A 24,664-nucleotide genomic window follows, 5' to 3' on the forward strand; every position below is an offset into this window, starting at 1 on the left:
TGGGAATGTGCCGATGATAGTGCGGAACCGGCCTCGCTGGTTCGAAAAGGCGGGATTTCGTACAAGTGACGGGACCGGGCTGCGTTGCGTAGCATTGGAGGTTTACCAGGGACCAACTGCGACAGGCGAGGAGACCATGGCAAAACCCTTGAGGTGGATCTCGGGCAAAAGTGACTCGCCCCTTTAGGGGCGAAACCAGGGCAGATCAAACAACCACCAGATGCCAGCCGCAGGCTAAGAACCCGCGGGCACCGAAATGGTAGCCCGCCAAAAACACCTTACATCCTCCCCTTCCAAGGCACCATCCACTTCGCCATCTTCCGCATCAGCAAATCAAACACGTAGGCAATCAGCCCGATCAGCACGATCCCCATGATCACCACGTCGGTCCGCAGGAAGTTGGAAGCATTCAGCACCATCTGCCCCAGCCCGGCGGTCGCGGCCACCATCTCCGCGGCAACCAGCGTGGTCCAGCCGAAGCCGATCGCGATGCGCATCCCGGTCAGGATGTCGGGCAGCGCCGCGGGCAGTACCACGTGCCGCACCACCTGCCACGGGGTGGCGCCCATCGAATAGGCCGCGTTGATCTGCTCGATGGTCACCGAGCGCACGCCGGCCTGCGCCGACATCGCCAGCGGCGCGAAGCACGCCAGGAAGATCAGCAGCACCTTCGAGGTCTCGTCGATGCCGAACCAGATCACGATCAGCGGCAGGTAGGCCAGCGGCGGCAGCGGACGGTAGAACTCGATGGGCGGATCGAAGATGCCACGCGCGATGCGCGACACGCCCATCAGCACGCCGATCGGCACCGCCGTGACCACCGCCAGCCCGAACGCGCCGAACACGCGCACCATGCTCGCGGTGAAATGCTCGGTCAGCGGCTGGCCGCCTTGCAGGTTGCCCTGCCAGGCATCGATGAAGGCGGTGACGATCGACTCCGGCGTGGGCAGGAACAGCGGCGGCAGCCAGCGCAGGTGGCTGGCAACCCACCACAGCACGAGCAGGCCCACCACGGTCACGGTGGAGATGCGCGAGCTCGAGCCCTCGCCGGGCAGGCGGTAGCCCGAGACGGCTTTCATCGGCTTGCTTGGCCCCGGCGCGGCGGCAGGCGCTGCGCGCGGCGCGGGTTCGATGCGTTGAACGGAAGCGGGCATCTTGAATTCCTCAGGCGGTGGCATGGATCAGGTCGACGATCTCTTCGCGGTAGCGGATGAACTCCGGGTCGGACTTGACCTGGCGGGCATCGCCGCACTCGATGAAGCGGCGCGCGAAGGGCAGTTCATAGGTATGCGCGATGCGGCCCGGCGACGGTGTCATCACGATCAGCCGCGTCGCCAGGAACAGCGCCTCTTCCACGCTGTGGGTGATGAAGAAGACGATCTTCTGCTCCTTCGCCCACAGCCTGAGGATCAGCGCCTGGATCGACTCGCGCGTCAGTGCGTCGAGCGCGCCCAGCGGCTCGTCCATCAGCATCACCGCCGGATCGCAGGCCAGCGCGCGCGCGATCCCCACGCGCTGCTGCATGCCGCCGGAGAGCTGGTAGACGGGCTTGGCGGCCGCCGCCTCCAGCCCCACCGCGGCCAGCTTTTCGCGCGCGATGCGCAGGCGTTCGGCACGCGGCACGCCGCGCAGGCGCAGGCCCAGCGCCACGTTGTCGGCCACGCTCAGCCACGGCATCAGCGCATGCTTCTGGAACACCACGCCGCGCTCGGCACCGGGCCCGCGCACGGCCTTGCCGTTCAGCCGGATTTCGCCTTCCGAGGGCTCCATGAAGCCGGCGATGCATGACAGCAGCGTAGTCTTGCCGCAGCCCGACGCGCCCAGCGCGACGACGAAATCGCCGCGCTCCATGGTGAGGTTGACCTGCGACAGGGCCAGCGTGCGGGCGCCGCCGGCGGCGCCGTAGTTCACGCTGAGGTTATCGATTTCAAGTTTGTTCATGACGATTTCCGCTGCTCTTGCCGTTCCATACACAGCGCGCGTTACCGCAGCGCACGCCTGGCCCATTCCGCATTGACGCCCTTGCCGTAGTCCGGCAGCACCGTCTGGATGGTCCCTTGCTCCTTCAGGAATTGCGCCGCCGATTGCAGCGCGCGCGCCGCGCCGCCACCGAGCCAGCGCTCCGAGAGCTGCTCCTCCAGCGTCGGGAAGGCATACAGTGCCATGCTCGCCGGCACCGTCTCGGCCTTGGCGCCGGAGACCTTGGCCACCGCCTTGACCATCGGCGAATCGGCGGTCCATGACCCCTTGTTCTTGCGGTAGTTCTCGTCCGCGGCGGCCAGCACGCGCACCAGCTTGACCATGAACTCCGGGTTTTCCCGCGCGAATTTCTTGTTGGCGATCATCCCGTCGAAGGTCGCCTTGCCGGTATCGGCGGCGATCTGGCCGGAGGTCGTCAGTACCGTGCCCGACTGCTTGAGCTTGGCCAGCACCGGGTCCCAGATTAAGGTTGCGTCGATGTCGCCGCGCTCCCACGCGGCCGCGACCTCGGGCGGGCGCATGTTGACGATGCGCACGTCCTTGGGGTTGACCTTGGCGCGCTCCAGCGCGACCAGCGTGTGGTAGTGCGTGGTCGACACGAACGGCACGCCCACGCGCTTGCCTTTCAGGTCGGCGATGCTGGCGATCTTGCTGCCGTTGCGCGCGACCATGGCCTCGGCCGCGTTGATGTCGTCCAGGATCCAGAACAGCTCCACGTCGAGCCCTTGCGACAGCGCCGAGGCGATCGGCGATGTGCCCGCCTCGCCGATGGCGATCTGGCCCGACGCCATCGCGCGGATCACGTCGCCGCCGCCGCCGAACTGGCGGAACGAGACCTTGTAGCCGGTCTGCTTCTCCAGCTCCTTCATGTCTTGCGCATAACGCCAGGGCACCACCATGTCCTGGTAAGCAATCACTACATCCTTGCTCTGCGCGTGGGCGGCTGGCACCAGTGCTGCTGCCAGGGCGAAATACGTCGCAAGTCGCTTGATCCACCGCATGGTTCTGCTCCTCGAAAGGAAGGGGTTGAAGGTCTCGGCTTTATAGGTGAGCGCCGATCCGGCGCTATAGGACCAGTTGGCCGGATTCGCTGGGACCAGCCCCGTCGCGGGGCTGGAAATGGCGACAGGCCGGGCGGAGCGGTGTCAAGGGCAAGCGTCAATCATGGAAATCCTTAGCGGGCTGAAAGTGCGCCCGCACGCATCCAAACTCATCGGATCCGACGACGAGCTTTGCGCCGTGACGGGTCAACAATGTCCGGTCGAGGCAGCGACCCACCCATCCGAGGAGACAGACATGAGCAAGCACCCCTTCGACCTGGCAGGAAAAGTGGCCCTGGTGACCGGCGGCAACGGCGGCATCGGGCTGGGCATTGCCGAGGGCCTGGCCGCGGCCGGCGCGGATATCGCCATCTGGGGCACCAATGCGGACAAGAACGCTGCCGCCGCCGACCGGCTGGCGCAGCATGGCCGCCGGGTGCACACCGAGGTGTGCGACGTGGGCGACGAGCAGGCGGTCGATGCCGCGATGCAACGCACGGTGGCGGCGCTGGGCCGGATCGACGGCTGCTTCGCCAACGCCGGCATTGGTGGCAACAAGGGGCCGTTCGATGCGATGACGGCGGAGGTCTGGCGCAAGACGATGCGCGTCAACCTGGATGGCGCCTTTTTCACGCTGCGCGCCGCGGTGCGGCAGATGCTGGTGCAGGGCGAGGGCGGCGTGCTGTGCAGCACCGCGTCGGTCGCGGCCATCGAAGGCGCGCCGCGCACCGAGCACTATGCCGCCACCAAGGGCGGCGTGATCTCGATGATGCGCGGCCTGGCCGTCGAATATGCGCGCAAGGGCATCCGCGCGCATTCGATCCTGCCGGGCTGGATCAAGACCGAGATGACCGGCGCGGCGCAGGCCAACGATGCCTTCCAGGAGATGGTGCACAAGCGCGTGCCGATGCGCCGCTGGGGCGAGGGCAGCGATTTCGCGGGTATTGCGGTCTACCTGATGAGCCCGGCGTCGGCCTACCACACCGGCGACACCTTCGTCATCGACGGCGGCTATACCTTGTTCTGAGCGCTGTTCCGAGGCGCTCGGCCAACCGGCCAGACGCGGCCGCCGCCGACCACGTAGACGCGTTCATCCGGCTGCGGCCGCACCGTGGCGTGGCCGGTGAAGGCGCCGAAGGCGGGCAGGATGGCGCCGCGCGGGCCGAACAGGAAGCAGGGCAGGCGCAGGCTGTCGGCGCCGGCGCCGCGCAAGCGGCAGGCCGGATGCAGGTGGCCCGCGATCACGTAGCCCAGTGGGGACGCGCCGGGCAAATGGCATAGCGCGAACGGGCTCGCCACGGCGGGCTCAGTCACCACACGTATTTGCAGCGAATCGGGCGGGTCGCCGGCGCGCGCATCGTGGTTGCCGCGCACCAGCGTGCAGCGCACCTGCGGCGGCAGGCTGCGGCGCCAGCCGTCCAGCGCCGCCAGCACCGCCGGCGTGCGCGCCGCGCGCGCGTGCAGGAAGTCGCCCAGGAAGACCAGTTCCGCGACCGGCAACTGCCGCGTCAGCTGCGTCAGCAGGCCGAGGTTGTCGCCGGTGGTGCCGTGCGGCACCGGCTGCCCGAGCGCGCGGAATGCAGCGGCCTTGCCGAAATGCACGTCTGCCACCATCAGCATGCCGGCAGCGGGCCACCAGGCCGCCTGCTCAGGCAGGAGCCACAGCGTTTCTCCCGCCACCTGAATGGCGCAGGCGCCATTGGCCTGCAGGGTGCCGGCTTCCGGTGTCATAGCAGCGGCAGGGGTCTGGAGGGCTTGCGCGCGCGGCGGGGCTTGCGCGGCGTGCGGGCGGACGGGCCGGCATGGTCGGCCATGCCGAAGCGCGCTGCCTCGGCCACTGCTTCGGCCTGCATGCCGGCGGCTGCACCGGGCTCGGGACCCGCCGCCAGTTCCAGCTCGGCCAGCATGCGCGCGATGCGGTCGGCCAGCTTCTCGGTGCTGAGCTTCTCGCGCAGGAATTCCACCACCAGCGGGAACGACAGCGGCGTGGGCCGCTTCAGTTCGTGCAGGTCGAGCCTGAGCGCGGCCAGCCGCTCGAGGGTTGCGGCCAGCCGGTGCGCGTCCAGCTCCTGCATCAGCACTTCGCGCTCCGCCTGGCCGAGCAGCAGGTTGCCGGGATCATGCTTGCGGAACACCTCGTAGAACAGGCTCGACGACGCCTGCAGCTGCCGCGCGCTCTTGGGCGCGCCCGGATAGCCCTGGAAAATCAGGCCCGCCACGCGCGCGATCTCGCGGAAGCGCCGCAGCGACAGCTCGCCCGCGTTGAGGCTGCCGAGCACGTCGGCGGCCAGGTCGCGCCGGCGCTCCTCGGCCAGCACCTGCGGCAGCCAGTGGCCCCAGTCCAGCGGCGCCGAGGCCAGCAGTTCCAGCCCGTAGTCGTTGACGGCGACGGAGAACGTCGCCGGCACCTTCTGCCCCAGCCGCCACGCCAGCAGGCTGCCCAGGCCAAGGTGGACCGAGCGGCCCGCGAAGGGGTAGAGGAACAGGTGCCAGCCCTCGCGCGAGTGCAGCGACTCGGCCAGCAGGGTCTGGCGCGTGGGCAGTGCCGACCACTGCGCCTGCAGGTCCACCAGCGGCTGGATCAGCGGCAGTTCGGGCGTGGTGCGCGCATCGAGCCGGCCCGCGGCAGCGGCTTCGAGCGTGTCGATCACCGCTTCGGCCAGCTCGGTCGACATCGGCATCTTGCCGCCGTTCCAGCGCGGCACCACCGGGCGCCTGCCGGTGGCGCGGCGCACGTAGGCGGTCATCTCCTGCACGCGCACCAGTTCCAGCAGGCGGCCGCCGAACAGGAAGCAGTCGCCCGGCGCCAGCCGCGCGATAAAGCCTTCCTCGACCGATCCCAGCGAGGCGCCGCCGCTGCCGGCGCGGCTCCAGTAGCGCACCTGCATGGTGGCGTCGCTGACGATGGTGCCCACGCTCATGCGGTGGCGCCGCGCCAGCCCCACGTCGGGCACGCGCCAGACGCCTTCCTCGTCGGGTATGGCGCGACGGAAGTCGGGATAGGCCGACAGCGTGGCGCCGCCCTGGCGCACGAAGTCCAGGCACCATTGCCATTCGGCGTCAGTCAGCTCACGGTAGGCCCAGGCGCCGCGCACCTCGGCCAGCAGCGCCTCGGGCCGGAAGCCGCCGCCCAGCGCCACCGTCACCAGGTGCTGCACCAGCACGTCGAGCGGCTTGTCGGGCGACTCGCGCGCTTCGATCCGGCCCGCCTGCACCGCGTGCCGCGCGGCCACCGCTTCCACCAGCTCCAGGCTGTGCGTGGGCACCACCGTCACGCGCGACGCACGGCCCGGCGCGTGGCCGGAGCGCCCGGCACGCTGCAGCAGACGCGCCACGCCCTTGGGCGAGCCGACCTGCAGCACGCGCTCGACCGGCAGGAAGTCGACGCCGAGATCGAGGCTGGAAGTGCAGACCACCGCGCGCAGCTCGCCGTTCTTCAGGCTCAGTTCCACCCACTCGCGCACCGCGCGGTCGAGCGAGCCGTGGTGCAGCGCGATCTGGCCGGCCCAGTCGGGGCGCGCATCGAGCAGCGCCTGGTACCACAGCTCGGCCTGCGAGCGGGTATTGAGAAAGACCAGCGTGGTGCCGCTGTGCTCGAGTTCCTCGACCACGTGCGGCAGCATCGACAGGCCCAGGTGGCCGGCGAACGGAAAGCGGCTGGCAGCGCCCGGCAGCAGCGTGTCGATGATGAGCGTCTTGGGCGTGTGGCCGTGCACCAGCACGCGCTGGTCTTGCGGCACGCCGGACAGCAGCACGTCGGCGGCATGCGGCAGGTTGCCGAGCGTGGCCGACAGGCCCCACACCATCAGCGCCGGCTGCCATTGCCGCAGCCGCGCCAGCGCCAGCTGCGCCTGCACGCCGCGCTTGTTGCCGATCAGCTCGTGCCATTCGTCGACCACCGCCATGCGCACGCGCCGCAGGGTTTCCTGCGCGTCGGCGCGGGTCAGCATCAGTGTCAGGCTTTCCGGCGTGGTCACCAGCGCGGTCGGCAGGCGGCGCTGTTGCGCGGCGCGCTCGGCGCTGCCGGTGTCGCCGGTGCGCAGCGCCACGGTCCAGTCGAGATCGAGTTCCGCCAGCGGCGCCTGCAGCGCGCGCGTGGTGTCGGCGGCAAGCGCGCGCATCGGCGTCAGCCACAGCACCGTCAGCGGCGGCGCGGGCTTGTCGTGCGACGGCGCGGCGCGCGGCGTGCCGAATGCCATCAGCGCGCCCAGCCATGCCGCATAGGTCTTGCCGGTGCCGGTGGTGGCATGCAGCAGGCCGCTCTGGCCGCGCGCGATGGCGGTCCAGACTTCGCGCTGGAACGCGAACGGTTGCCAGCCGCGCGCATCGAACAGCGCCTGCAGGCCCTGTGCGACGGTGAGCGGCTCGGCGGCGGTGTCCTCCGCCGGCTTGCGCGCTGCACGCGGCGGGGTCATGCCGCATCCTCCTGTGCCGGCGTCGCTCCCTGAGCGCCAGGCAGCATGGCTTCCAGCGTGGCCAGGGTATCGGCTTCCTCGATGGGCTTGTCAGTGCGCCAGCGCAGCATGCGCGGGAAGCGCACCGCGATGCCGCTCTTGTGGCGGCCGCTGCGGGCAATGCCCTCGAAGCCGAGTTCGAACACCTGCGTGGGCTCGACGCTGCGCACCGGGCCGAATTTCTCGACGGTGGTGCGGCGGATGATGGCATCGACCGCGCGCATCTCCTGGTCGGTCAGCCCGGAATAGGCCTTGGCGAACGGCACGAGCGTCCGCCCCGGCGTACCCTGCGGCGCGTTCCATACCGCGAAGGTGAAGTCGGTATAGAGGCTGGCGCGGCGGCCATGTCCGCGCTGCGCGTAGATCAGCACCGCATCGACTGAATAGGGGTCGATCTTCCATTTCCACCAGACGCCCACGTCCTTGGTGCGGCCGGCGCCATAGGCCGCATCCGCGGCCTTGAGCATGAAGCCTTCCACGCCAAGGTCGCGCGAGGCGTCGCGCAGGCGCGCGTAGTGCTCCCAGCTGTCGCCGTCGACCAGCGGGCTCAGCTCCAGCGCGGGATGGATATAGCTGGCGACCACCTGCTCCAGCCGCGCACGGCGCTCCGCCTGCGGCCGGGTGCGCCAGTCCTCGCCCTGCCATTCGAGCAGGTCGTACGCCATCAGGATCGCCGGCGCGTCGCGCAGCAGCTTCGCGCTCAGTGTCTTGCGGCCGATGCGCTGCTGCAGCAGTGCGAACGGCTGCACGCGGCTGTCCTGCCAGATCACGATCTCGCCGTCGAGCACGGTGCCGTCCGGCAGCGGCGCGGCGGCCTGCTGCAGTTCCGGGAAGCGCTCGGTGATCAGTTCCTCGCCGCGCGACCACAGCCAGGTCTGGCCGCCGCGCCGCACCAGCTGCGCGCGGATGCCGTCCCACTTCCACTCGACCAGCCACGCGCCGGGCGCGCCCAGCACGGTGTCGAACTGTTCCAGCGGGGCCTGCAACGGGTGGGCCAGGAAGAACGGATACGGCTGGCCGCCGGCGCGCAGGGCACGGTCATCTTCGTCCTCGGGCGCCAGCAGGGCCAGGAAGCGGGCCGCGTCGGGCCGCGCCGACAGATCGGTGTAGCCAACCATGCGCTCGGCCAAGCGCTTGGGGTCGATACCGGCCACCTCGCCCAGCGCGCGCGTTACCAGCAGGCGCGACACGCCCACGCGGAAGGCGCCGGTGATCAGCTTGAACAGCACCAGCCGGCCGTGCGCGTCGAGCGGGCGCCACAGCGCGTCGAGGCGCGGCATCAGCGCTTCCGGCGCCAGCCCGCGCAGCGGCAGCAGGCGCTGCTCGACCCATTCGGCCAGGCCGGCGTGGTCGGCGTCCTGCGGGTCTGGCAGCAGCAGCGCGATGGTTTCGGCGAGATCGCCGACGGCCTGGTAGCTCTCCTCGAAGAGCCAGTCGGGCAGGTCGGCGGCCTGCCGCGCCAGGCCGCGCAGCAGCGACACCGGCACGATCTGGCGCGGCTTGCCGCCCGCCAGGAAATAGACGGCCCAGGCGGCGTCCTCAGGCGGCGCGGTGCGCAGGTAATCGACCAGCGCGGCCAGCCGGGCCTTGGTCGACGTGGTGCCGTCCAGCGCGGCATAGAGGTCGGCAAAGGCCTTCATGGCGCGGCCTCTTCCCGGCCCGCTTCGGCGGATGCTGCGGGGTCCGGGCGCGCGGCTTCATCGTCGTCGCCATACTCGGTGTCGAAGGCCTGTGCCTGCCAGCCGCGTTCGCTCAGATATCGCACCATCACCGGCACGTTGCCATGGGTCACGATAATGCGGCCCGCGCCGGTGGCGCCGATGGCCTGCAGCAGCCCCGGCCAGTCGGCATGGTCGGACAACGCAAAGCCACGGTCGACGCCGCGCCGGCGGCGCGTGCCGCGCAGCTGCATCCAGCCGCTGGCGAAGGCGTCCGAGGCATCGCCGAAACGCCGCAGCCACGGCGAACGCTGCGCCGACGGTGGCGCCACCACCAGCGCCTGGCGCAGCAGCGGGCTGCGCGCGGGCAGCTCGGAGACCAGCGCCATCGGCGGCAGGGCCACGCCGGCCTCGGCATAGGCGGCGTTGAGCTGCGTCAGCGCGCCGTGCACGATCACCGGCCCCGGCATGCTATCGGCGCCGGCATGCCGCAGCACCCCGTGCAGGATGCGCTGGGCCTTGCCGAAGGTATAGGCGTAGACGACGCTGGCGCGCCCGGCACGGGCATTGGCCTGCCACCAGTCGAAGATCTCGGCCATCAGCGTGGCCTGCGGCGGCCACCGGTAGATCGGCAGCCCGAACGTGCTTTCGGTGATAAAGGTGTCGCAGCGCACCGGCTCGAACGGGTCGCAGGTGCCATCGGCCTCCAGCTTGTAGTCGCCCGAGGCCACCCAGACCTGCCCGCTGTGCTCCAGCCGCACCTGCGCGGAACCGAGCACGTGTCCGGCCGGATGCAGGCTCAGCGTGACGCCGTGGTGCGTGATGCGTTCGCCGTAGCGCAGCGTGTTCAGGTGGATCCCGGGCAGCCGCGCCAGCAGCACGCCGCATCCCGGTGCCGCGCACAGGTAGTGCGCGTGCCCGAAGCGAGCGTGATCGGAATGGGCGTGGGTGATGACGGCGCGGTCGACCGGGCGCCACGGATCGATGTAGAAGTCGCCGGGCGGGCAATACAAGCCTTCAGGCCGGGCGACGACCAGGTCGCCAGGGCGGGCGGACTCGGATGGTAGCTGCCGGATCGGGTCCAAGCGTGCCTCCTGATGCACTGCGGCCGGGGCGTGGCCGCGATGCTCCCGCAGAGGGAGACGTGGGCATCATACTGCGGAGGCGGGGCGGGGTGGAGAAGGTGGGGGCTGGTATGGGTGTCGGTGGCGGTCTTACAGGTAAGGGAAGCAAGGAGCAGAACTAGAGCCCTTTTACCATGGTTGCGTGGCTGACTGTAAATCCAAGCTTGTTATAAAGCCTTTGAGCTGCATGGTTAGGCCCAAATACGTGGAGTCGAATTGTCGCCGCCCCAAGCTTCCTGGCATAGTGCTCGATTTTTGGGATTGCACGGCTTGCGTAGCCTCGCCCCCGATATTCAGGTTCAACAAATATGTCAAGGATGAACGCCGATCTATCGTGAATGTCGATGCGGATCCATATATTGCCGACGGCATACTCCATGTCCACCGGACGGATTGAAAAGAACTGATGGGTTGGTGTGCGCAACCCTTGTGGCAATGTTTTATTAAACATCATGGTGGCATTGGCCAGTGCGGTGCTGCGGTCCCACTCATGGCTTTCTATCATGTTCTCGGCATACTCGGAAATTGAGCGTCTGGAGAAATTATCAAATTCCGCTTCGGTAAGTGCGCGAAGTGTGATCATCTCGTCAAGATGGTTTCGCATCGAAGCTTCTGCTTGGGCCAGGCGCGCGGAGAAAAGAAAAAAGAAGGATGCTGGCGAAGCTGCAAAAAATCAGTGCCCAGCACAGATTAAGCGTTGTATTCTTGCCGATCGCATTGATCGCGGCGCTGATGACACCCGCCGCCGCGAACCTGATAGTGCTGCCTGCGGCTGCGGCGGTACCCGCGATTTCGTCGAACAGATTCATGGCTTCCGTGGCGGCGGCCGGACGGATAAGCACGGTTCCTGCCGTACAGACGAGCATTGGCAGCAGCACCGTCATTGAGGTTCTGCATTGATAGTGGAACATCGCCATCATGAGGAGTCCCGCCGTTGTCATCAGCAGCAGTCCGAGTCTGATCTGTTGGTGGGTGCCGATTTTCTTCGCGGCGTATGATGCTAGTGATCCACCAAGAAGATAGGCCAGTCCGTAAAGGAGCAATATCATCGAATAACGATAGTGGTCCATTTTTAGCTCTACCAGGAATACTGCCGGCGAAATTATAATAAATGCGAGGTGGCATGAAAATGCTAATGCGCCAATTGCAGAGTGGCCAATAAAGTCGCGGTTTCGAAAAATTCTCAGGTAGGCGCCGGCGTAGAACCCCACGCCGCCTGGCGTGCTTGTGGAGCTTTCGTCGAACTTGAAATGGGTCTGAAAAAGTATGATCAGAGAGATGGCGGCGAACAAGATAAAGCTCCCCTGCCAGCCGAAGGCAGACTGCAATACAGATCCTAGTAGAGGGGAGCAGGCGATGAACAATCCGGACAATGTCGTTGTGAGGATCCTGGCTCTCACGCCGTCGGTTCCTTTGAACGCGTCTTGAACGATGGCTTGGGCGAGGACGAAGGAGGCGCAGCCGAGTGATTGAATGATCCGACAGGCGAGGAAGGCGCTGTAGCTGGGGGCGAAAATGCAGCCGATTGCACCCAGCAGGGCGAAGAATATGCCAGTCAGAAGCAATCTTTTTCGGCCGAATCGGTCGGATAGTGGGCCGACAAAAAGTTGAAAAACCGAAAAGCCTATCGCGAAAATGCTGATGGACAATGCTATATCGCTTGTTTCAGTGTCGAAATGATCCGCCAAAGCTGGGAACGACGGTAGCATGACATCCAGTGGTATCGCGCTAAGAAGGATGAGCATGCCGAGTAGCAAGAGCAGATGCATTTTTGGTTTGGCTGTACCGGACATCGCTGACTCCTGTTATCCATCTCAATCGATAAGGCCGTATCTGGTGAAAGTTGCGACATAGCGAGGATCGTTGAAGAACGAGCAACTTTTCAATGCATGCAAAGTCGCAACGGCACCAGTTCGGGCTCTTAGCCGATGTTCTGATTCCTTACCTCGCTCTTCAGAGATTATTCGCGCTATGTTGCTGTCGATCCCCATCTCGCAAAAATCGCGTTCAAGCAAACTTCCGTCCAGGCGAAAACATTCATGAATAATGCTTGGCAGTTGCGTGGCGCAAAAGTCCCGCTCTGATTCAGTTAGACGAGGCCACAAATACGAAAACATGCCAGTGAAATATCGGCTATGTTTCCACTCGTCGGACAGATGATCCATCAGCATGTTGTGGACACCTGGCACGAGCGACGTGCGCCCCATCTTCGTAAACTCCGTTGTGATCGCAGTCTCCGAAACGAAGCCGATAAGGAACCATCCAAGTGTTGGAAGCTGGAAGGTCTCAGCCATGGCTTCAAGACGCGCGATGCGGCTGAATTGCCGGTTCTCTTGGGCTATTCCGTAAATCCTGGAAACCTGATTCGCCACATCGGCTGACATGATCGCATGATATCCTTCATCGGTATAAACCCGTAAGGCATCCATGCGCATGCCGTGCGGGATAGAGACCGGCAGGCAGTTCTGAGCAATAAACTGGACCGATTTATTGACTATCCTATGCTCAAGCAGGGTGGTGTATTCAAGAAATGTGATCAGATTTCTGGCCAGAATTTCCTGTACTTGTCCTTGCGGAAGCCCTGCTAATAGCGGGTGCGACAGGAAAGTCAAGGCGGAAGGAAAGAACCAGTCGCCGGATGCGGGGTCGTCCTTGTCGGTTGATTTGCAGGTGTATCGATAGGGTCTTGTGCGCACCACCGAATCGTCATTCCAATTGGAGAAATATCCCCTCTCCTGGATATCGGTTGTAACGAAGCCGTCGATGGTCGCTGAGACGATTTCAGGTTTCATGAGCGTTTGTCATCGAGTATTCGGTAAGGATCTCGCGGCTCGCGGTGTCGATGTCCTCGCCGTCGCTATAGCCGGCCCCCACAAAGAGAAGGACTTGTTCCGCGGGCGACTTGATCTCGAGCAACTCTTCAACCTCGCTGTCCCTGAACGCCGCGGATAGCCACGTCTTTAGCCCGCAGGCGGTGCTGACAAGTTGAAACGTCTGCGATAGATGGCCGACGTCCAGTAGCGAAACGCGATAGGCTCTGGAGTGGCCGTATTTCCACCACATTCGGTCGAACCTGCCTGCGATGAAAACACCGAATGCCAGTTCGGCGGAAAAATACTGGCCCATTAGCAATGAAGGCAGGACATTCTCGCGTGCAGTTTCGCGAATTGATGTCAGGCCATGTGTTACGGGATCGTAGTGGTATGTGCCTGGGCCGAGATCACTAACACGATTGCAGAAGAGGTAAACCTCCGTGGAATTCAGGCCTCCCCCGGACGGACTGCTTCTTCTTTGTCGCAGATATTTGGGGACGAATTCGTTAATTCCAGGCTCACGCTCGTCCAAGAATCCGAATGATGCGTAAAGTATGGTGCTGAGCGTTTGCAGACTGATTTTTTCTTGCCGAAATTTTCGGCATGTGCGTCGTTCAAGCAGGCTTTGCCACAGCGTTTTACTGTTCAGGACTGCGGGGTCAGGTCTAGGCAGGGAAAGGATTGCTGTAGAACGTGGCTGCTTAAATGGCGGGATCCTGTTCTTTGCGGTTTCAATGCAGAGTGCAGTGTGGCAAGAGGCCCATTCTCGCCCATTTATAGGGATCATTTCCTGAGGAATGTCCTTGGTGCCAACGTGAAATATACGGGCGAGAATATCCCAGCCCCATTCGGGACGAGAAAACGGATGCTCCGCGATGATGTTTTGTCCTTGCAAGTCGATGTCGATTTTGTCATCGCGGGCGATAGCGTAACGCTTGTAAGCGATGTCCACTAAGCGGAATGTGTACTCAGGTGCAAGCGAGTATTGGTTGTGCTTCTCAAAGTCCCACAGGACGATTCCGTCCGGAGTGAAGATCAGGAAGACGTTCGGATTAATATGCGCACTCATTGTTGTCGCCTCCAATAAGATGCCCCGAATTGGGGCATCTTGCGTCAATTACTTCTTGATCGGCGCACCGATTTGCGTCCAGTTTGCCATTTTCGCGGATTCGAGAATGATTTTGGTCATGATGCCTCCTGGATTTGACACTGAATTGCCGCACGAAAGTGTGCGGTAATTGAAAGGTAGGCAACCGAAGGCTGCGTCGCGATGCGAATATTCTGGTTGGATGGAGGGAATTTTCCCGTTTGGCGCGACGAATTGCGCCACCCCAGGAGTACGCGATCAAAGGAATGCAGGCTGGGGCCGGGTGACGTGCCTTCAGACACAACGGAGCCTGGCTTCGATGGATGAAACCTCGACCCGGTATTCTGAAAGCGTGGAGATGGCGCGGGAGCCGAGGGATGCTGAGAGAGGGCGGCCGGCCGCAAGGGAGTACGCCCGGATATGAGTCGCTGTGCCTCCCGGACGGGACGGCACAGCGCTTATCGGGACGGCACAGCGCTTATACCGTCCGTCAGGCTCGGCTGTGTGAGTACCGCGTGATCGGCCGCTATGGCAAGGCGACTGCCCGGTGCCGGCTAGCTGTGACCGCTCATGCTGTAGCGGCCCGGGGTCGCTACATTGGGTTGGTTTGCCCCCGGCACGGATCCGTAACGGACCGGCAGCGCGGGAGGGCGCGCCACCAAGCTTGGGGGAGGTTGCTACTCAAAGCACGTCGTCCTTCATGTGATACCAGTGATACAGCACCCGCTGTCCCAGCCGGCGGAACGGCGCGAACATCTGCGATTCCACCATCTCGCGCACGTTCGGGAACGGCAGTGGCGAGCGGAAGATCGGCAGCTCCGGCAGCACCGACGACTTGCCGGCGATCAGCGCCGCCAGGCGCTTGCCGGCCTGGGCGGAATACATCACGCCATTGCCGCCATAGCCCATGGCGTAATAGATCGACTGCGCGGGATCCGGCTGCGTGATGCGCGGCATCATGTCGTGGCTGACATCGACCCAGCCCCACCAGGAATAGTCGACCTGGATGCCCTGCAGCGCGGGGAACTTGCGGTACATGTCGCTGATGAGCTTCTGCTTGTACTGGTCCTGCGGCGCGTCGTTGCCGGTGATGGCGCTGCGGCTGCCGATCTGCAGGCGGCCGTCCGGCATCAGCCGGTAGTAGTGGCGCAGGATGCGCGTGTCGGTGATGACCTGCGTGGTGCGGAAGTTGCACGCGGCCAGTTCGCCGGCGGTGAGCGGGCGTGTGACGATGGAGTTCGACAGGATCGGGAACAGCCGGTTCTTCAGCTCGTGGTGCAGTGACTGCGAGGTATAGCCACCGGTGGCGACGCCCACGGCGCGGGCGCGCACGATGCCGCCGGGGGTGCGCAGGTAGTGCATGCCGTTGCGGGTTTCCCACCCGGTCACGGGGCTGGACGGATGCACCTTGGCGCCCAGTTCGCGCGCGCGGCGCAGGTAGCCGAAGGCGAGCTTGCCGGCGTGGATGCCGATGCCTTCGGGCTCATGCATGGCGCCCGCGGCTTCCTTGTCGTCGACATAGTCGCGCCGCACGGTGTCCGCGTCCATGACCCGCGCATCGTACTTGAAGACTTCGCGCAGGACCTTGGCTTCCTTCTCCAGCGCCGGCATCACCTTGGCGCGGTGCGCGATGTACAGGTGGCCGCCGGGCTGCGGATCGCAGTCGATATCCCGGATCAGGCCCTTGAAGGTCTCCATGCCGTCGCAGACTTCTTCGTGCAGGCGCAGCGCGGTATCCAGGCCGTAGCGCTGGATCCACTGCGAGCGCTTGAGCCGCCCCGACGCGCATTGCGCCTGGCCGCCGTTGCGCGTGCTGCAGCCCCAGCTGACGCGGTTGGCTTCCAGCACGGTGGCCTTGATGCCGTATTCCTGCGCCAGGAAGATGGCGCAGGTCAGGCCGGTGAAACCCGAGCCGATGATGGCCACGTCGACGTCGATGTCGTGCGTGATCGGGCCGTCGTCGGCGGGCGGCTCGCCAGCGGTGCCGATCCAGTAGGTGGGCGCGTATTCCCGGCCGTGGCCGGGGGTGGGGGTGTGCAGCGGGTCGTAGGCGGGGTCGTATGGCCGGGTCGGCGCGGTGGACTGTTCGCCGGCAAGTAGGCTGCTGCGGGGGGCTACGGCTTGCATCGCGCGTCTCCTCGCTCAGGCCGCGGGGGCGGCCTGGGGGGCTACCACCGGCGGGCGGTCCTTGCGGTACGCGTTCTTCACCGCGATCTTGCCGTCGCGGAAGGTGAAGACGTCGACCATGCGTGCCTCGATTCGGGCACCGTCGGCACGGGTGCCGCGGAAGGTGGATTCGCTGACGCCGCGGTCGCCCACGACGAAGTGGTCGCCATCGACCCATTGCGCGTCGGGGAAGGTCTGCCACGCGAGCTGGAAGCCTTCGCGCACGGCGTCGCGGCCGATGAAGCTGCGGCCGAGCAGTTCGCTGCCGGCCACGCCGTGGAAGGCGCAGTCATCCGCCATGAAGCTCATCAGGGCTTCGAGGTCGTGACGGTTCCAGGCGTCGTTGAAGGCTTGCAGCAGTTCGATGCCGGCGGCGGTGTTGCGATCGGACATGACTTGATCTCCTGAGTGTTTGTCCACCGGCCCGCGCAAAAGGCGCTGCGGAACCGGCCATGACTCGAGGATAGGGAAGGCGGCCGCGGCGCTGTAGCGCCAGTTCGGGACAATCGCTTGGGCCAGGCCCCGCCGGCGGGCTCAGGCCGCCGGACGGGCGCGGGAAGTGACGGCGGCGTCCGCGCCTGCCGCGCCGGCGGTGGCCTGCAGTTCACGCGCCACAGCCGCCAGCACGCGGATGCCGGGCTCGATGCGGTCCAGCGAGATCGACGAGTAGCCCAGCCGGAACACGTTGCGCGGCGCCGGCTCGGCCATGAAGAAGACGCTGCCAGGCTCGATCAGCACGCCCTGCAGTTCGGCCAGCCGCGCCAGCGCGTTGGCGTCGAGCCAGGGCGGCCCTTCGATCCAGCAGGACGCGCCGCCGGCGATCGGCACCGGGCGGAAGTCGGGCATATGGGTGGCCATTGCGGTCAGCACCGCCTCGGCGCGCTCGCGGTGCGCGGCTGACAGGCGCCGCAGGTGCGCGTCGTAGTGGCCCAGTGACAGGAACAGCGAAAACGCGCGCTGGATATACGCGGACGGATGCCGCAGCATCAGCCGCCGCGCCGCGCGCAACTCGGCGATCAGCGGCGCCGGCCCGACGACATAGCCGATGCGCAGCCCCGGCGCCAGGCTCTTGGACAGGCTGCCGACGTAGATCACGCGGTTGCCGCGGTCCAGGCTCTTGAGCGTGGGGGTGGGGTCGCCTTCGAAGCGGCTCTCGCTTTCGTAGTCGTCCTCGATCAGCACGAAGTCCGCTTCTTCGGCCTGGCGCAGCAGCGCCTGCCTGCGTGCGAGCGGCATGGTGACCGTGGTGGGGCACTGGTGGCTGGGCGTGACGTAGACGTAGTCGCAAGCGCGCTGCGCGTCGGACAGCACCAGGCCCTCGCCATCGACCGGCAGCGGCACGAGATGCGAGGTATGCGAGCCGAAGATATTGCGCGCATCCGGGTAGCCGGGGTCTTCGATGCCGACCGGCGTATCGGGGCTGACCAGCAGGTCGGCCAGCAGGTACAGCGCCTGTTGCGCGCCCACGGTGACCACGATCTCGTCGGCGCCGGCCCAGACGCCGCGGCGCGGCAGCACACGGGTGCGGATCTGCTGCACCAGCGACTCGTCGTCGCGCAGGATCATGTCCTGGGCCCAGTCGTGGATGTCGAGCACGCTGAGCGCCTTCAGGCAGCATTCGCGCCAGTCGGCGGTGGGGAACAGCGTGGGGTCGTACTGGCCGTAGATGAAGGGGTACGGGTAGTCGCGCCAGTTGGCGCGCTTGACGATATTGCGCTGCTGCGTGGGCCGGAACACGAAGCGGCGCTCCCAGTCGGGCTCGCCGCCGCGCGCGGGCACCGGCTCGCCGCGCAGCGAGGCCACGCCGCTGACGCGCGTGCCGAGGATCTCGGGATTGATGAAATAGCCACTGCGCTCACGTGCCACCAGATAGCCTTCATCGACCAGCTGCTGGTACGCCAGCACCACGGTGTTGCGCGCCACGCGCAGCTGCGCGGACAGCTCGCGGCTGCTCGGCAGTGGCTCGCCTTGCGGCAGCTGCTGGTCGAGGATCGCCGACACCAGCATCTGGCGGATCTTGCCCTGCAGGCTCAGGCCGGACAGGGCGTGCTGCTGGAACAGCTGGAACCACATGGTGGCGGGGGACTTGAGGCTCATGGTGCGGGGGCAGCTAAACGACACAGCGCGCCAGCTTACTGCACTGGCGCGCCGCGTGGCACATCAATACTTGTGGAGGTCGGGCCTTGGCATCTCCGCCAGCGGTACTACCGGCTCAGCGCCTCGGCGAAACAGTTGCCGCGCACCGTAGGCAATCAGCAGGATCAGCAGGCTGACCACCCCCAGCGCAAGCGGCGTGCGCTGGTCGGGGATAAAGGCCATGGCAATCACGATGCCCAGCATGCCCAGGATCGCGACATAGGTGAGGTACGGGAAGCACCACATGCGCACCCGCAGCAGGCCCGGCGCTTCGCGCTCCAGCCGCGAGCGCAGGCGCAGCTGCGAGATCGCGATCAGGATGTAGACGAAGATGGCGACGGTGCCGTACGAGTTGACCAGGAAAGCGAACACCGTATCGGGCGAGACATAGGACATCACCACCGCGCCGTAGCCGAACAGCGTGGCCACCAGGATCGCGCGCACCGGCACGCCGTTGCGGCTGACGCGGGCCAGCGACTGCGGCGCATCGCCGCGGCGGGTCAGCGCGAACAGCATGCGCGACGAAGCGTACAGGCCGGAGTTGAGCGCCGACAGCACCGCGGTCAGCACGATCGCGTTCATGATCTGTGCGGCGGCGGGCACGCCCATCACGTTCAGCGCGCTGACGTACGGCGTGGCGATGCTGTTGGAGTTCCACGGCACCAGGCATACCACCAGCAGGATCGAGCCGACATAGAACACCAGCACGCGCGTGATCACCGAGCTGGTGGCCTTGGCCACGGCCTTCTGCGGCTCGGCGGTCTCGGCCGCGGCGATGGTGACGATCTCGGCGCCGAAGTAGAAGCCGGTGGCCGCGACCGCGCCGGTCAGCACCGGCACGATGCCGTTCGGCAGGAAACCGCCGTTGGCGGTCAGGTTGGCCACCTGCATGCCCTGGGCGCCGGGAGCCAGGCCCAGCACATACACGCCGGCGACGAACAGGAACACGATGATTGCCGCGACCTTGATCGAGGCGAACCAGAACTCGAACTCGCCGAACGACTTGACCGACACCAGGTTGGTCAGCGTCAGCATCACCAGCAGCACCAGGCTGATGGTCCAGTTGGGCACGTCCGGCAGCCAGTAGCGCACCAGATCGGCGCCGGCGACGGCTTCGAGCGCCACCACGATGACCCAGAAGTACCAGTACATCCAGCCGGTCAGGAAGCCGGCGAGGTTGCCCACCGCGGGGCGGTCGCGCCAGGCTTCGCGCGCATACTCGTAGAAGCCGCCGGTGCCGGGCAGGGCGCACGCCATCTCGCCCAGCATGCGCATGACCAGCACGACCAGCAGGCCGGTGATCAGGAAGGAAAGGACCGCGCCGGGGCCGGCCGACTTGATGACGACGCCGCTGCCGACGAACAGGCCGGCGCCGATCACGCCGCCAAGCGCGATCATGGTCATGTGGCGTTGCTTGAGGCCGTGGGATAGTCCGTTGCCGGACTGGGGTTGTTGGATCATGGTGTGTCTCCTGTGCTGCGCGTGCTGCCGGTGCTACTTGCAGCCAGACCAGCGTTTTTGGCAGGCGCCACGGCTTCTCTTCTGTATAGATGGCGGCGCGGGAAACGCCAGCCAGGGCCGTGGTCGGTTCAGTGTGTGCAATCCCGGGTGCGGGATGCTTATCCGTCCATGTCGACTAGTCTCCGGTGTCTGCTTAAAAATCCGGAACCAGTTGTTCCGAAAAATTATTGTTTCACCGAAATGTAGGCCCTCCTCGGCGGAAGGTCAACCGGAAGTTTCGATAATTGATATGATTTGACTCTGAAAATGAAACTTACCTATGATGGAGCCAGGCATGAACGATATGCGCCTCGCCAAAAGTGACGCCAAGCTCGACGGAGACACGCCGGCACTGCGTTTGTTCGGCCTGCTCGAAGTCATCGCGGAGAAGGACCAGTCCTTCAACCTGCAGGCGCTGGTGGAAGAAACCGGCCTGCCCAAGCCCACGCTGCACCGCATGCTGCAGCAGCTCGAGGCGGCCGGACTGATCCAGCGCAACGGCGACGGGCGGCAATACGGCACCGGCCTGCGGCTGCGCCGGCTGGCGGAGAACCTGTTGCTCAACAGCACCTCGCACGGCGCGCGCCACATGGTGCTGCGGCGGCTGGTGGAAGAGGTGGGCGAGAGCTGCAACCTGACCGCGTTCTCGGGCGGCGAGGTGCTGTACCTGGACCGCGTGGAAACCGCGGCGCCGCTGCGCTTCTACCTGCATCCGGGCTCGCGCGTGCCGGCGCACTGCTCGGCCACCGGCAAGCTGTTCCTGGCGCAGCTGGCGCCGGCGCAGCGGCAGCGGCTGCTGGCGCATGCGGAGCTGGAGCGGTACACGCAGAACACGCTGACCGACCACGCGCAGCTGGAAGCGGAACTGGAGCGCGTGAAGCGCGACGGCTATGCGCTGGACGACGAGGAATTCCTGCCCGGGCTGGTCTGCATCGGCGTGCTGGTGCCTGCCGTGGACGGCGGCAAGTCTAACCTGGGACTGGCGCTGCAGGCCCCGGTCATGCGCGTGGCGCGCGACAAGGTGGTGCAGCTGCTGCCCGCGCTGCAGCGCGCGGCGAGCGCGCTGGCGGCGATCGAGGCCGAAAGCGCCAGCAGCTGGCAGGGCGGCGCGGAAAGCGCCGAAAGCGCCGAAGAGGACGAATAGCGCGCACGGCGTCACGCGGGTAGCTCCGCTGGTCGCGGTGCCAATGTGAAAAAAGGCATGGCGACCAACGAGGAGCATGAGGTGACGCAAGAGCAGTATGGCAAGCCGGACCGGATGATTCCGGTCCGCGAGGTGTTCGGCATCGATTCCGGACTGATGGTGCCAGCCTTCAGCGAGCGCGACGACCACGTACCGGAGGTCGACCCGGCCTACCGCTTCCAGCCGGAGGTGACGCTGGCGATCCTGTCCGGCTTCATGCGCGACCGGCGCGTGATGGTGCAGGGGCTGCATGGCAGCGGCAAGTCCACCCATATCGAGCAGGTGGCGGCGCGGCTCAACTGGCCGTGCGTGCGCGTCAACCTGGACGGGCATATCAGCCGGCTCGACCTGGTCGGCAAGGACGCCATCGTCGTGCGCGACGGGCGGCAGGTGACCGAGTTCCAGGAAGGCATCGTGCCGTGGGCGCTGCAGCGGCCGGTGGCGCTGATCTTCGATGAATACGACGCGGGCCGGCCCGACGTGATGTTCGTGATCCAGCGCATCCTGGAGCGCGACGGCAAGTTCACGCTGCTCGACCAGAACCGGGTGATCCGGCCGCATCCGTCGTTCCGCCTGTTTGCCACGTCGAATACCGTGGGGCTCGGCAACGTCAACGGGCTCTATCACGGCACCCAGTTGCTCAATCATGCGCAGATCGACCGCTGGAACGTGGTCGCCACGCTGGACTACCTGCCGCACGAGGAAGAGGCGGGCATCGTGCTGGCGCGCGTGCCCGAGCTGGACAACGACGCCGGCCGCGCGCTGGTCGACGCCATGGTGGCCATGGCGGGGCTGACGCGGCGCGGGTTTGCGGCGGGCGACCTATCGGCGCTGATGTCGCCGCGCACCGTGATCAGCTGGGCCGAGAACTGCCAGATCTTCCGCGATCCGGGCCTGGCGTTCCGGCTGACCTTCCTGAACAAATGCGACGAGGCCGAGCGGCCGGTGGTGGCGGAGTATTACCAGCGCTGCTTCGGACAGCTGCCCGGCGAGGCCGCCGCGGTTGCGGCCGCGTCGGAGTCCGCGCGATGACCGCGGCGTCGGCCACGGCGTCGGCCGCGCAGCAGCTGCGCCGGCGCCAGCGGCAGGACGAGCTCTCCGGCGCCGCCGTGCGCGCGCTGACCGGCGACGCGGCACTGCATTTCCGCGACGGCCAGCTCTGGCGCGCGATGCGGCCGGTGCCGCAGCACGCGCCGCACCTGCGTACCGATCCGGATACCGACACGGCGGCCTGCCTGCGCGGCGCCGCCGATGGCGCCGCGCTGCGGCAGGCGCATTCCGACGCCCCGCTGCACCGCAGCCTCTGTCCCGCCGATCCGGTCGAGCGCCTGGTCTTCGAGCTGCTCGAGCAACTGCGCTGCGAAACCCGCCTGCCGCGCGGCATGGCCGGCGTGGCAGCGAACCTGCGGCATCGCTTCATGGCGTGGTCGCGCGCGTTCCATCGCTCGGGGCTGACCGAGGGCCATCTCGGCATCCTGCTCTACACGGTGGCGCAGGTGGCGTGGTCACGGCTGAGCGGCGAGCCGGTGCTCGAAGACACCGAAGACCTGATCGAGGCCACGCGCGCCGCCATCGTCCCCGTGCTGGGCACGGCGCTGGCCGGGCTGCGCGCGCATCGCCACGACCAGTCCGCGTTTGCCGCGCATGCGCTGGCGCTGGCACGGGCCGTCGCGGACATGGTACGCAGCGAAGCGCCGCGTGCCGGCGAGGATGACGACAATGCCGTTTCCTCCGCACGCGCCGGCTTTGCGCTATGGCTCGATTTCGACGAGCCACCCGCCGAAGCCTTCGCCCTCGCCGACAGCGGCCACAGCCGCGTGCTGGCCGACGCCGCCGATGGCTACCGCATCTTCACCACCCGCTACGACCGCGAAGTGCGCGGGGCCACGCTGGTGCGCCGCGCCTTGCTCGATGAATACCGCACGCGCCTCGATGCACATATTGCCCGCGCCGGCGTCAACGTGGCGCGGCTGGCCCGCAAGCTGCGCGCCGCGCTGGCGCAGCCGCGTGTCGACGGCTGGTCCTTCGGCGAGGAAAGCGGCCGCATCGACGGCCGCCGGCTGGCGCAACTGGTCAGCTCGCCCGCCGAGCGGCGCCTGTTCCGCCGCGAAGCGTACAAGGCGCATGCCGATTGCGTGGTGGGTTTCCTGGTGGACTGCTCGGGATCGATGAAGGCGCGGGCGGAGCCGCTGACATTGCTGCTCGACCTGCTCGCGCGCGCCCTCGACCAGGCCGGCGTGGCCACCGAGGTGCTGGGCTTCACCACGAACGCCTGGAACGGCGGCCGCGCCCGCTCCGACTGGCTCGCGCGCGGCCGGCCGGCGCACCCTGGCCGGCTCAACGAAACCTGTCACATGGTGTTCAAGGATGCCGCGCGCAGCTGGCGCCGCGCCCGCACCGACATGACCGCCTTGCTCAAGGCCGACCTGTTCCGCGAAGGCGTGGACGGCGAGGCGGTCGAGTGGGCCTGCGCGCGGCTGCACGCCACCGGCAAGACTCGCCGCATCCTGGTGGTGGTGTCCGATGGCAGCCCGATGGATACCGCCACCGGGCTGGCCAACGATGCCTGCTATCTCGACAACCATCTCAAGGCCGTCGTGGCGCGGCACGAGACGTTGCGTGACGTGGAGGTGCTGGGGCTGGGGGTCGGGCTGGACCTCAGCCCGTATTACCGGCACACGCTGGCGCTGGACCTGTCGCAGCCGGTGGATATGGCGATGCTGGATGAGGTGGCGGGGTTGGTGGCGACGAGGCGGCGGTAGCCGCCCGTCGTTGAAACCGCTGCCATGCCGTCGCTAGATCGCCGATGGATGGCGCGCCAGCGGCGTGACCGCGATGGTCATATAGGGAAACAACGGAAGCGAAGACAGCAAGTCGTGCAGCGCATCGTTGCTTTCCACGTCGAAGATGCTGATGTTGGCATAGCGGCCGGCCACGCGCCACAGGTGGGGCCATTTGCCGGACTTCTGGATGTCGATGGCGCGCGCCTTCTCGGCGGCCCTGATCGCTTCGGCGCGGTCTGCCGGAAGCGAATCCGGGATCTTCACTTCCATCTGTACGCAATAAAGCATGGGGGTCTCCTCGCTTGTCGGGATGCAGTGTGCCTGGACGGTCAGCTCGCGCTGGCGTCGCCGGTGACGGGCGCCGTGCGCAATGGCTTGAGGCGGCCGATAAAGGTCTTGCCGTGCTCGAACCAGGCCTTGCGGACATCAGACGCCAGGTAAGTGGCGTAGGCGGCTTCGCTCTCGAACCAGCATTCGCCGATGGCATCGACGTGCCCGATGTCGAAGTAGGGCACGTGGGTATCGGTGGGCTGGCCGGCGACGAGGCGGACCTCATACTTGTGCAGGCCGGGCACATCGTGCGACATCTCGTCGTGGCGCAGGCATTCCGCGCGGAAGGTTTCGTCGGACATGCCTTCCGGCTTGACCAGCAGGTACAGCAGTCGAATCATATTGACTCCTCTTGGTTCGGTATTGGTTCACGCGTGGCCGTTGCGCGCCTTGCTGGCGCTCGCGCCGCG

Annotated in this window: 21 protein-coding genes; 4 read left to right on the forward strand and 17 right to left on the reverse strand. The window is 66.3% G+C overall.

What is annotated here, in order from left to right; genetic code table 11:
- Positions 1–278: 278 nt before the first annotated feature.
- The 3 genes from K309_RS0102345 to tauA are packed head-to-tail and all read right to left on the reverse strand — an operon-like array spanning position 279 to position 2,981.
- Positions 279–1,154, reverse strand: a complete 876-nt coding sequence (locus tag K309_RS0102345) for an ABC transporter permease subunit (RefSeq protein WP_029044915.1) — start codon at positions 1,152–1,154, stop codon at positions 279–281.
- 10 nt (positions 1,155–1,164) lie between these two features.
- Positions 1,165–1,941, reverse strand: a complete 777-nt coding sequence (locus tag K309_RS0102350) for a taurine ABC transporter ATP-binding protein (RefSeq protein WP_029044916.1) — start codon at positions 1,939–1,941, stop codon at positions 1,165–1,167.
- Between the two features lie 41 nt (positions 1,942–1,982).
- Positions 1,983–2,981 carry a taurine ABC transporter substrate-binding protein gene (gene tauA / locus K309_RS0102355; protein ID WP_051320297.1) on the reverse strand — a complete coding sequence of 333 codons (999 nt, stop codon included), beginning with the start codon at positions 2,979–2,981 and terminating at the stop codon, positions 1,983–1,985.
- 295 nt (positions 2,982–3,276) lie between these two features.
- On the opposite strand from tauA, the gene K309_RS0102360 reads away from it, so the two are divergent.
- Complete coding sequence (locus K309_RS0102360) at positions 3,277–4,047, forward strand: SDR family NAD(P)-dependent oxidoreductase (protein ID WP_029044918.1); 771 nt, start codon at positions 3,277–3,279, stop codon at positions 4,045–4,047.
- Here the strand turns inward: K309_RS0102360 and pdeM are convergent.
- The 12 genes from pdeM to K309_RS0102420 all read right to left on the reverse strand — a co-directional run bounded on the left by pdeM (position 4,032) and on the right by K309_RS0102420 (position 19,919).
- Positions 4,032–4,751 carry a ligase-associated DNA damage response endonuclease PdeM gene (gene pdeM / locus K309_RS0102365; RefSeq protein WP_029044919.1) on the reverse strand — a complete coding sequence of 240 codons (720 nt, stop codon included), beginning with the start codon at positions 4,749–4,751 and terminating at the stop codon, positions 4,032–4,034. The two genes, K309_RS0102360 and pdeM, sit on opposite strands and share 16 nt — an antisense overlap.
- Positions 4,748–7,435, reverse strand: a complete 2,688-nt coding sequence (locus K309_RS0102370) for a ligase-associated DNA damage response DEXH box helicase (RefSeq protein ID WP_029044920.1) — start codon at positions 7,433–7,435, stop codon at positions 4,748–4,750. Before K309_RS0102370 ends, pdeM begins: the two co-directional genes overlap by 4 nt.
- Complete coding sequence (locus tag K309_RS0102375; protein ID WP_029044921.1) at positions 7,432–9,114, reverse strand: ATP-dependent DNA ligase; 1,683 nt, start codon at positions 9,112–9,114, stop codon at positions 7,432–7,434. Before K309_RS0102375 ends, K309_RS0102370 begins: the two co-directional genes overlap by 4 nt.
- Positions 9,111–10,217, reverse strand: coding sequence for a ligase-associated DNA damage response exonuclease (locus K309_RS0102380; RefSeq protein ID WP_051320298.1), 1,107 nt, complete (start codon positions 10,215–10,217; stop codon positions 9,111–9,113). Before K309_RS0102380 ends, K309_RS0102375 begins: the two co-directional genes overlap by 4 nt.
- A gap of 157 nt (positions 10,218–10,374) precedes the next feature.
- Positions 10,375–10,860, reverse strand: a complete 486-nt coding sequence (locus tag K309_RS0102385; protein ID WP_029044923.1) for a GNAT family N-acetyltransferase — start codon at positions 10,858–10,860, stop codon at positions 10,375–10,377.
- A complete protein-coding gene (locus K309_RS0102390; protein ID WP_029044924.1) occupies positions 10,844–12,049 on the reverse strand; it encodes an MFS transporter in 1,206 nt (401 codons plus the stop codon). Before K309_RS0102390 ends, K309_RS0102385 begins: the two co-directional genes overlap by 17 nt.
- A 21-nt stretch (positions 12,050–12,070) precedes the next feature.
- Positions 12,071–13,048, reverse strand: a complete 978-nt coding sequence (locus tag K309_RS0102395) for a diiron oxygenase (protein ID WP_051320299.1) — start codon at positions 13,046–13,048, stop codon at positions 12,071–12,073.
- The gene (locus K309_RS0102400) at positions 13,038–14,138 is read right to left on the reverse strand and encodes a SagB/ThcOx family dehydrogenase (RefSeq protein ID WP_035876588.1); all 1,101 of its coding nucleotides are present in this window, start codon (positions 14,136–14,138) and stop codon (positions 13,038–13,040) included. The genes K309_RS0102395 and K309_RS0102400 overlap by 11 nt, the downstream gene beginning before the upstream one ends.
- A gap of 699 nt (positions 14,139–14,837) precedes the next feature.
- Positions 14,838–16,283, reverse strand: coding sequence for an NAD(P)/FAD-dependent oxidoreductase (locus tag K309_RS0102405; RefSeq protein ID WP_029044927.1), 1,446 nt, complete (start codon positions 16,281–16,283; stop codon positions 14,838–14,840).
- A gap of 15 nt (positions 16,284–16,298) precedes the next feature.
- Entirely contained in the window at positions 16,299–16,715 is a 417-nt protein-coding gene (locus tag K309_RS0102410; RefSeq protein ID WP_029044928.1) for a nuclear transport factor 2 family protein, read from the reverse strand.
- Between the two features lie 141 nt (positions 16,716–16,856).
- Positions 16,857–18,419, reverse strand: coding sequence for a MocR-like pyridoxine biosynthesis transcription factor PdxR (gene pdxR / locus K309_RS0102415; RefSeq protein ID WP_029044929.1), 1,563 nt, complete (start codon positions 18,417–18,419; stop codon positions 16,857–16,859).
- A gap of 63 nt (positions 18,420–18,482) precedes the next feature.
- Positions 18,483–19,919: an amino acid permease gene (locus K309_RS0102420; RefSeq protein ID WP_029044930.1), complete on the reverse strand. Its 1,437-nt coding sequence runs from the start codon at positions 19,917–19,919 to the stop codon at positions 18,483–18,485.
- Between the two features lie 334 nt (positions 19,920–20,253).
- On the opposite strand from K309_RS0102420, the gene K309_RS0102425 reads away from it, so the two are divergent.
- Genes K309_RS0102425 through K309_RS0102435 form a run of 3 tightly spaced genes read left to right on the forward strand, consistent with a single transcriptional unit; the run spans position 20,254 to position 23,903 of the window.
- Positions 20,254–21,102 (forward strand): IclR family transcriptional regulator, encoded by an 849-nt coding sequence (locus K309_RS0102425; RefSeq protein WP_029044931.1) that lies wholly within the window; start codon positions 20,254–20,256, stop codon positions 21,100–21,102.
- Positions 21,103–21,159: 57 nt separating this feature from the next.
- The gene (locus K309_RS0102430; RefSeq protein ID WP_051320300.1) at positions 21,160–22,173 is read left to right on the forward strand and encodes an AAA family ATPase; all 1,014 of its coding nucleotides are present in this window, start codon (positions 21,160–21,162) and stop codon (positions 22,171–22,173) included.
- Complete coding sequence (locus K309_RS0102435; RefSeq protein ID WP_035876591.1) at positions 22,170–23,903, forward strand: cobaltochelatase CobT-related protein; 1,734 nt, start codon at positions 22,170–22,172, stop codon at positions 23,901–23,903. Before K309_RS0102430 ends, K309_RS0102435 begins: the two co-directional genes overlap by 4 nt.
- A gap of 33 nt (positions 23,904–23,936) precedes the next feature.
- Here K309_RS0102435 and catC read toward each other — a convergent pair whose 3' ends face one another.
- Complete coding sequence (gene catC / locus K309_RS0102440; RefSeq protein ID WP_029044934.1) at positions 23,937–24,212, reverse strand: muconolactone Delta-isomerase; 276 nt, start codon at positions 24,210–24,212, stop codon at positions 23,937–23,939.
- Between the two features lie 41 nt (positions 24,213–24,253).
- Positions 24,254–24,595, reverse strand: a complete 342-nt coding sequence (mmlI, locus tag K309_RS0102445) for a 4-carboxymethyl-4-methylbutenolide mutase MmlI (protein WP_029044935.1) — start codon at positions 24,593–24,595, stop codon at positions 24,254–24,256.
- Positions 24,596–24,664 lie beyond the last annotated feature (69 nt).

This window comes from Cupriavidus phytohabitans, from assembly GCF_000426345.1.
GTDB lineage: Bacteria > Pseudomonadota > Gammaproteobacteria > Burkholderiales > Burkholderiaceae > Cupriavidus.

What these genes read in the sequence shown, in the direction of transcription:
- K309_RS0102425 (WP_029044931.1), top strand. Translation starts at nt 20,254, where the DNA reads ATGAACGATATGCGCCTCGCCAAAAGTGACGCCAAGCTCGACGGAGAC.
- K309_RS0102360 (WP_029044918.1), top strand. Translation starts at nt 3,277, where the DNA reads ATGAGCAAGCACCCCTTCGACCTGGCAGGAAAAGTGGCCCTGGTGACC.
- tauA (WP_051320297.1), bottom strand. Translation starts at nt 2,981, where the DNA reads ATGCGGTGGATCAAGCGACTTGCGACGTATTTCGCCCTGGCAGCAGCA.
- pdxR (WP_029044929.1), bottom strand. Translation starts at nt 18,419, where the DNA reads ATGAGCCTCAAGTCCCCCGCCACCATGTGGTTCCAGCTGTTCCAGCAG.
- mmlI (WP_029044935.1), bottom strand. Translation starts at nt 24,595, where the DNA reads ATGATTCGACTGCTGTACCTGCTGGTCAAGCCGGAAGGCATGTCCGAC.
- K309_RS0102385 (WP_029044923.1), bottom strand. Translation starts at nt 10,860, where the DNA reads ATGCGAAACCATCTTGACGAGATGATCACACTTCGCGCACTTACCGAA.
- K309_RS0102350 (WP_029044916.1), bottom strand. Translation starts at nt 1,941, where the DNA reads ATGAACAAACTTGAAATCGATAACCTCAGCGTGAACTACGGCGCCGCC.
- K309_RS0102375 (WP_029044921.1), bottom strand. Translation starts at nt 9,114, where the DNA reads ATGAAGGCCTTTGCCGACCTCTATGCCGCGCTGGACGGCACCACGTCG.
- K309_RS0102370 (WP_029044920.1), bottom strand. Translation starts at nt 7,435, where the DNA reads ATGACCCCGCCGCGTGCAGCGCGCAAGCCGGCGGAGGACACCGCCGCC.
- K309_RS0102410 (WP_029044928.1), bottom strand. Translation starts at nt 16,715, where the DNA reads ATGTCCGATCGCAACACCGCCGCCGGCATCGAACTGCTGCAAGCCTTC.
- catC (WP_029044934.1), bottom strand. Translation starts at nt 24,212, where the DNA reads ATGCTTTATTGCGTACAGATGGAAGTGAAGATCCCGGATTCGCTTCCG.
- K309_RS0102430 (WP_051320300.1), top strand. Translation starts at nt 21,160, where the DNA reads ATGGCGACCAACGAGGAGCATGAGGTGACGCAAGAGCAGTATGGCAAG.
- pdeM (WP_029044919.1), bottom strand. Translation starts at nt 4,751, where the DNA reads ATGACACCGGAAGCCGGCACCCTGCAGGCCAATGGCGCCTGCGCCATT.
- K309_RS0102420 (WP_029044930.1), bottom strand. Translation starts at nt 19,919, where the DNA reads ATGATCCAACAACCCCAGTCCGGCAACGGACTATCCCACGGCCTCAAG.
- K309_RS0102390 (WP_029044924.1), bottom strand. Translation starts at nt 12,049, where the DNA reads ATGTCCGGTACAGCCAAACCAAAAATGCATCTGCTCTTGCTACTCGGC.
- K309_RS0102395 (WP_051320299.1), bottom strand. Translation starts at nt 13,048, where the DNA reads ATGAAACCTGAAATCGTCTCAGCGACCATCGACGGCTTCGTTACAACC.
- K309_RS0102345 (WP_029044915.1), bottom strand. Translation starts at nt 1,154, where the DNA reads ATGCCCGCTTCCGTTCAACGCATCGAACCCGCGCCGCGCGCAGCGCCT.
- K309_RS0102400 (WP_035876588.1), bottom strand. Translation starts at nt 14,138, where the DNA reads ATGAGTGCGCATATTAATCCGAACGTCTTCCTGATCTTCACTCCGGAC.
- K309_RS0102405 (WP_029044927.1), bottom strand. Translation starts at nt 16,283, where the DNA reads ATGCAAGCCGTAGCCCCCCGCAGCAGCCTACTTGCCGGCGAACAGTCC.
- K309_RS0102435 (WP_035876591.1), top strand. Translation starts at nt 22,170, where the DNA reads ATGACCGCGGCGTCGGCCACGGCGTCGGCCGCGCAGCAGCTGCGCCGG.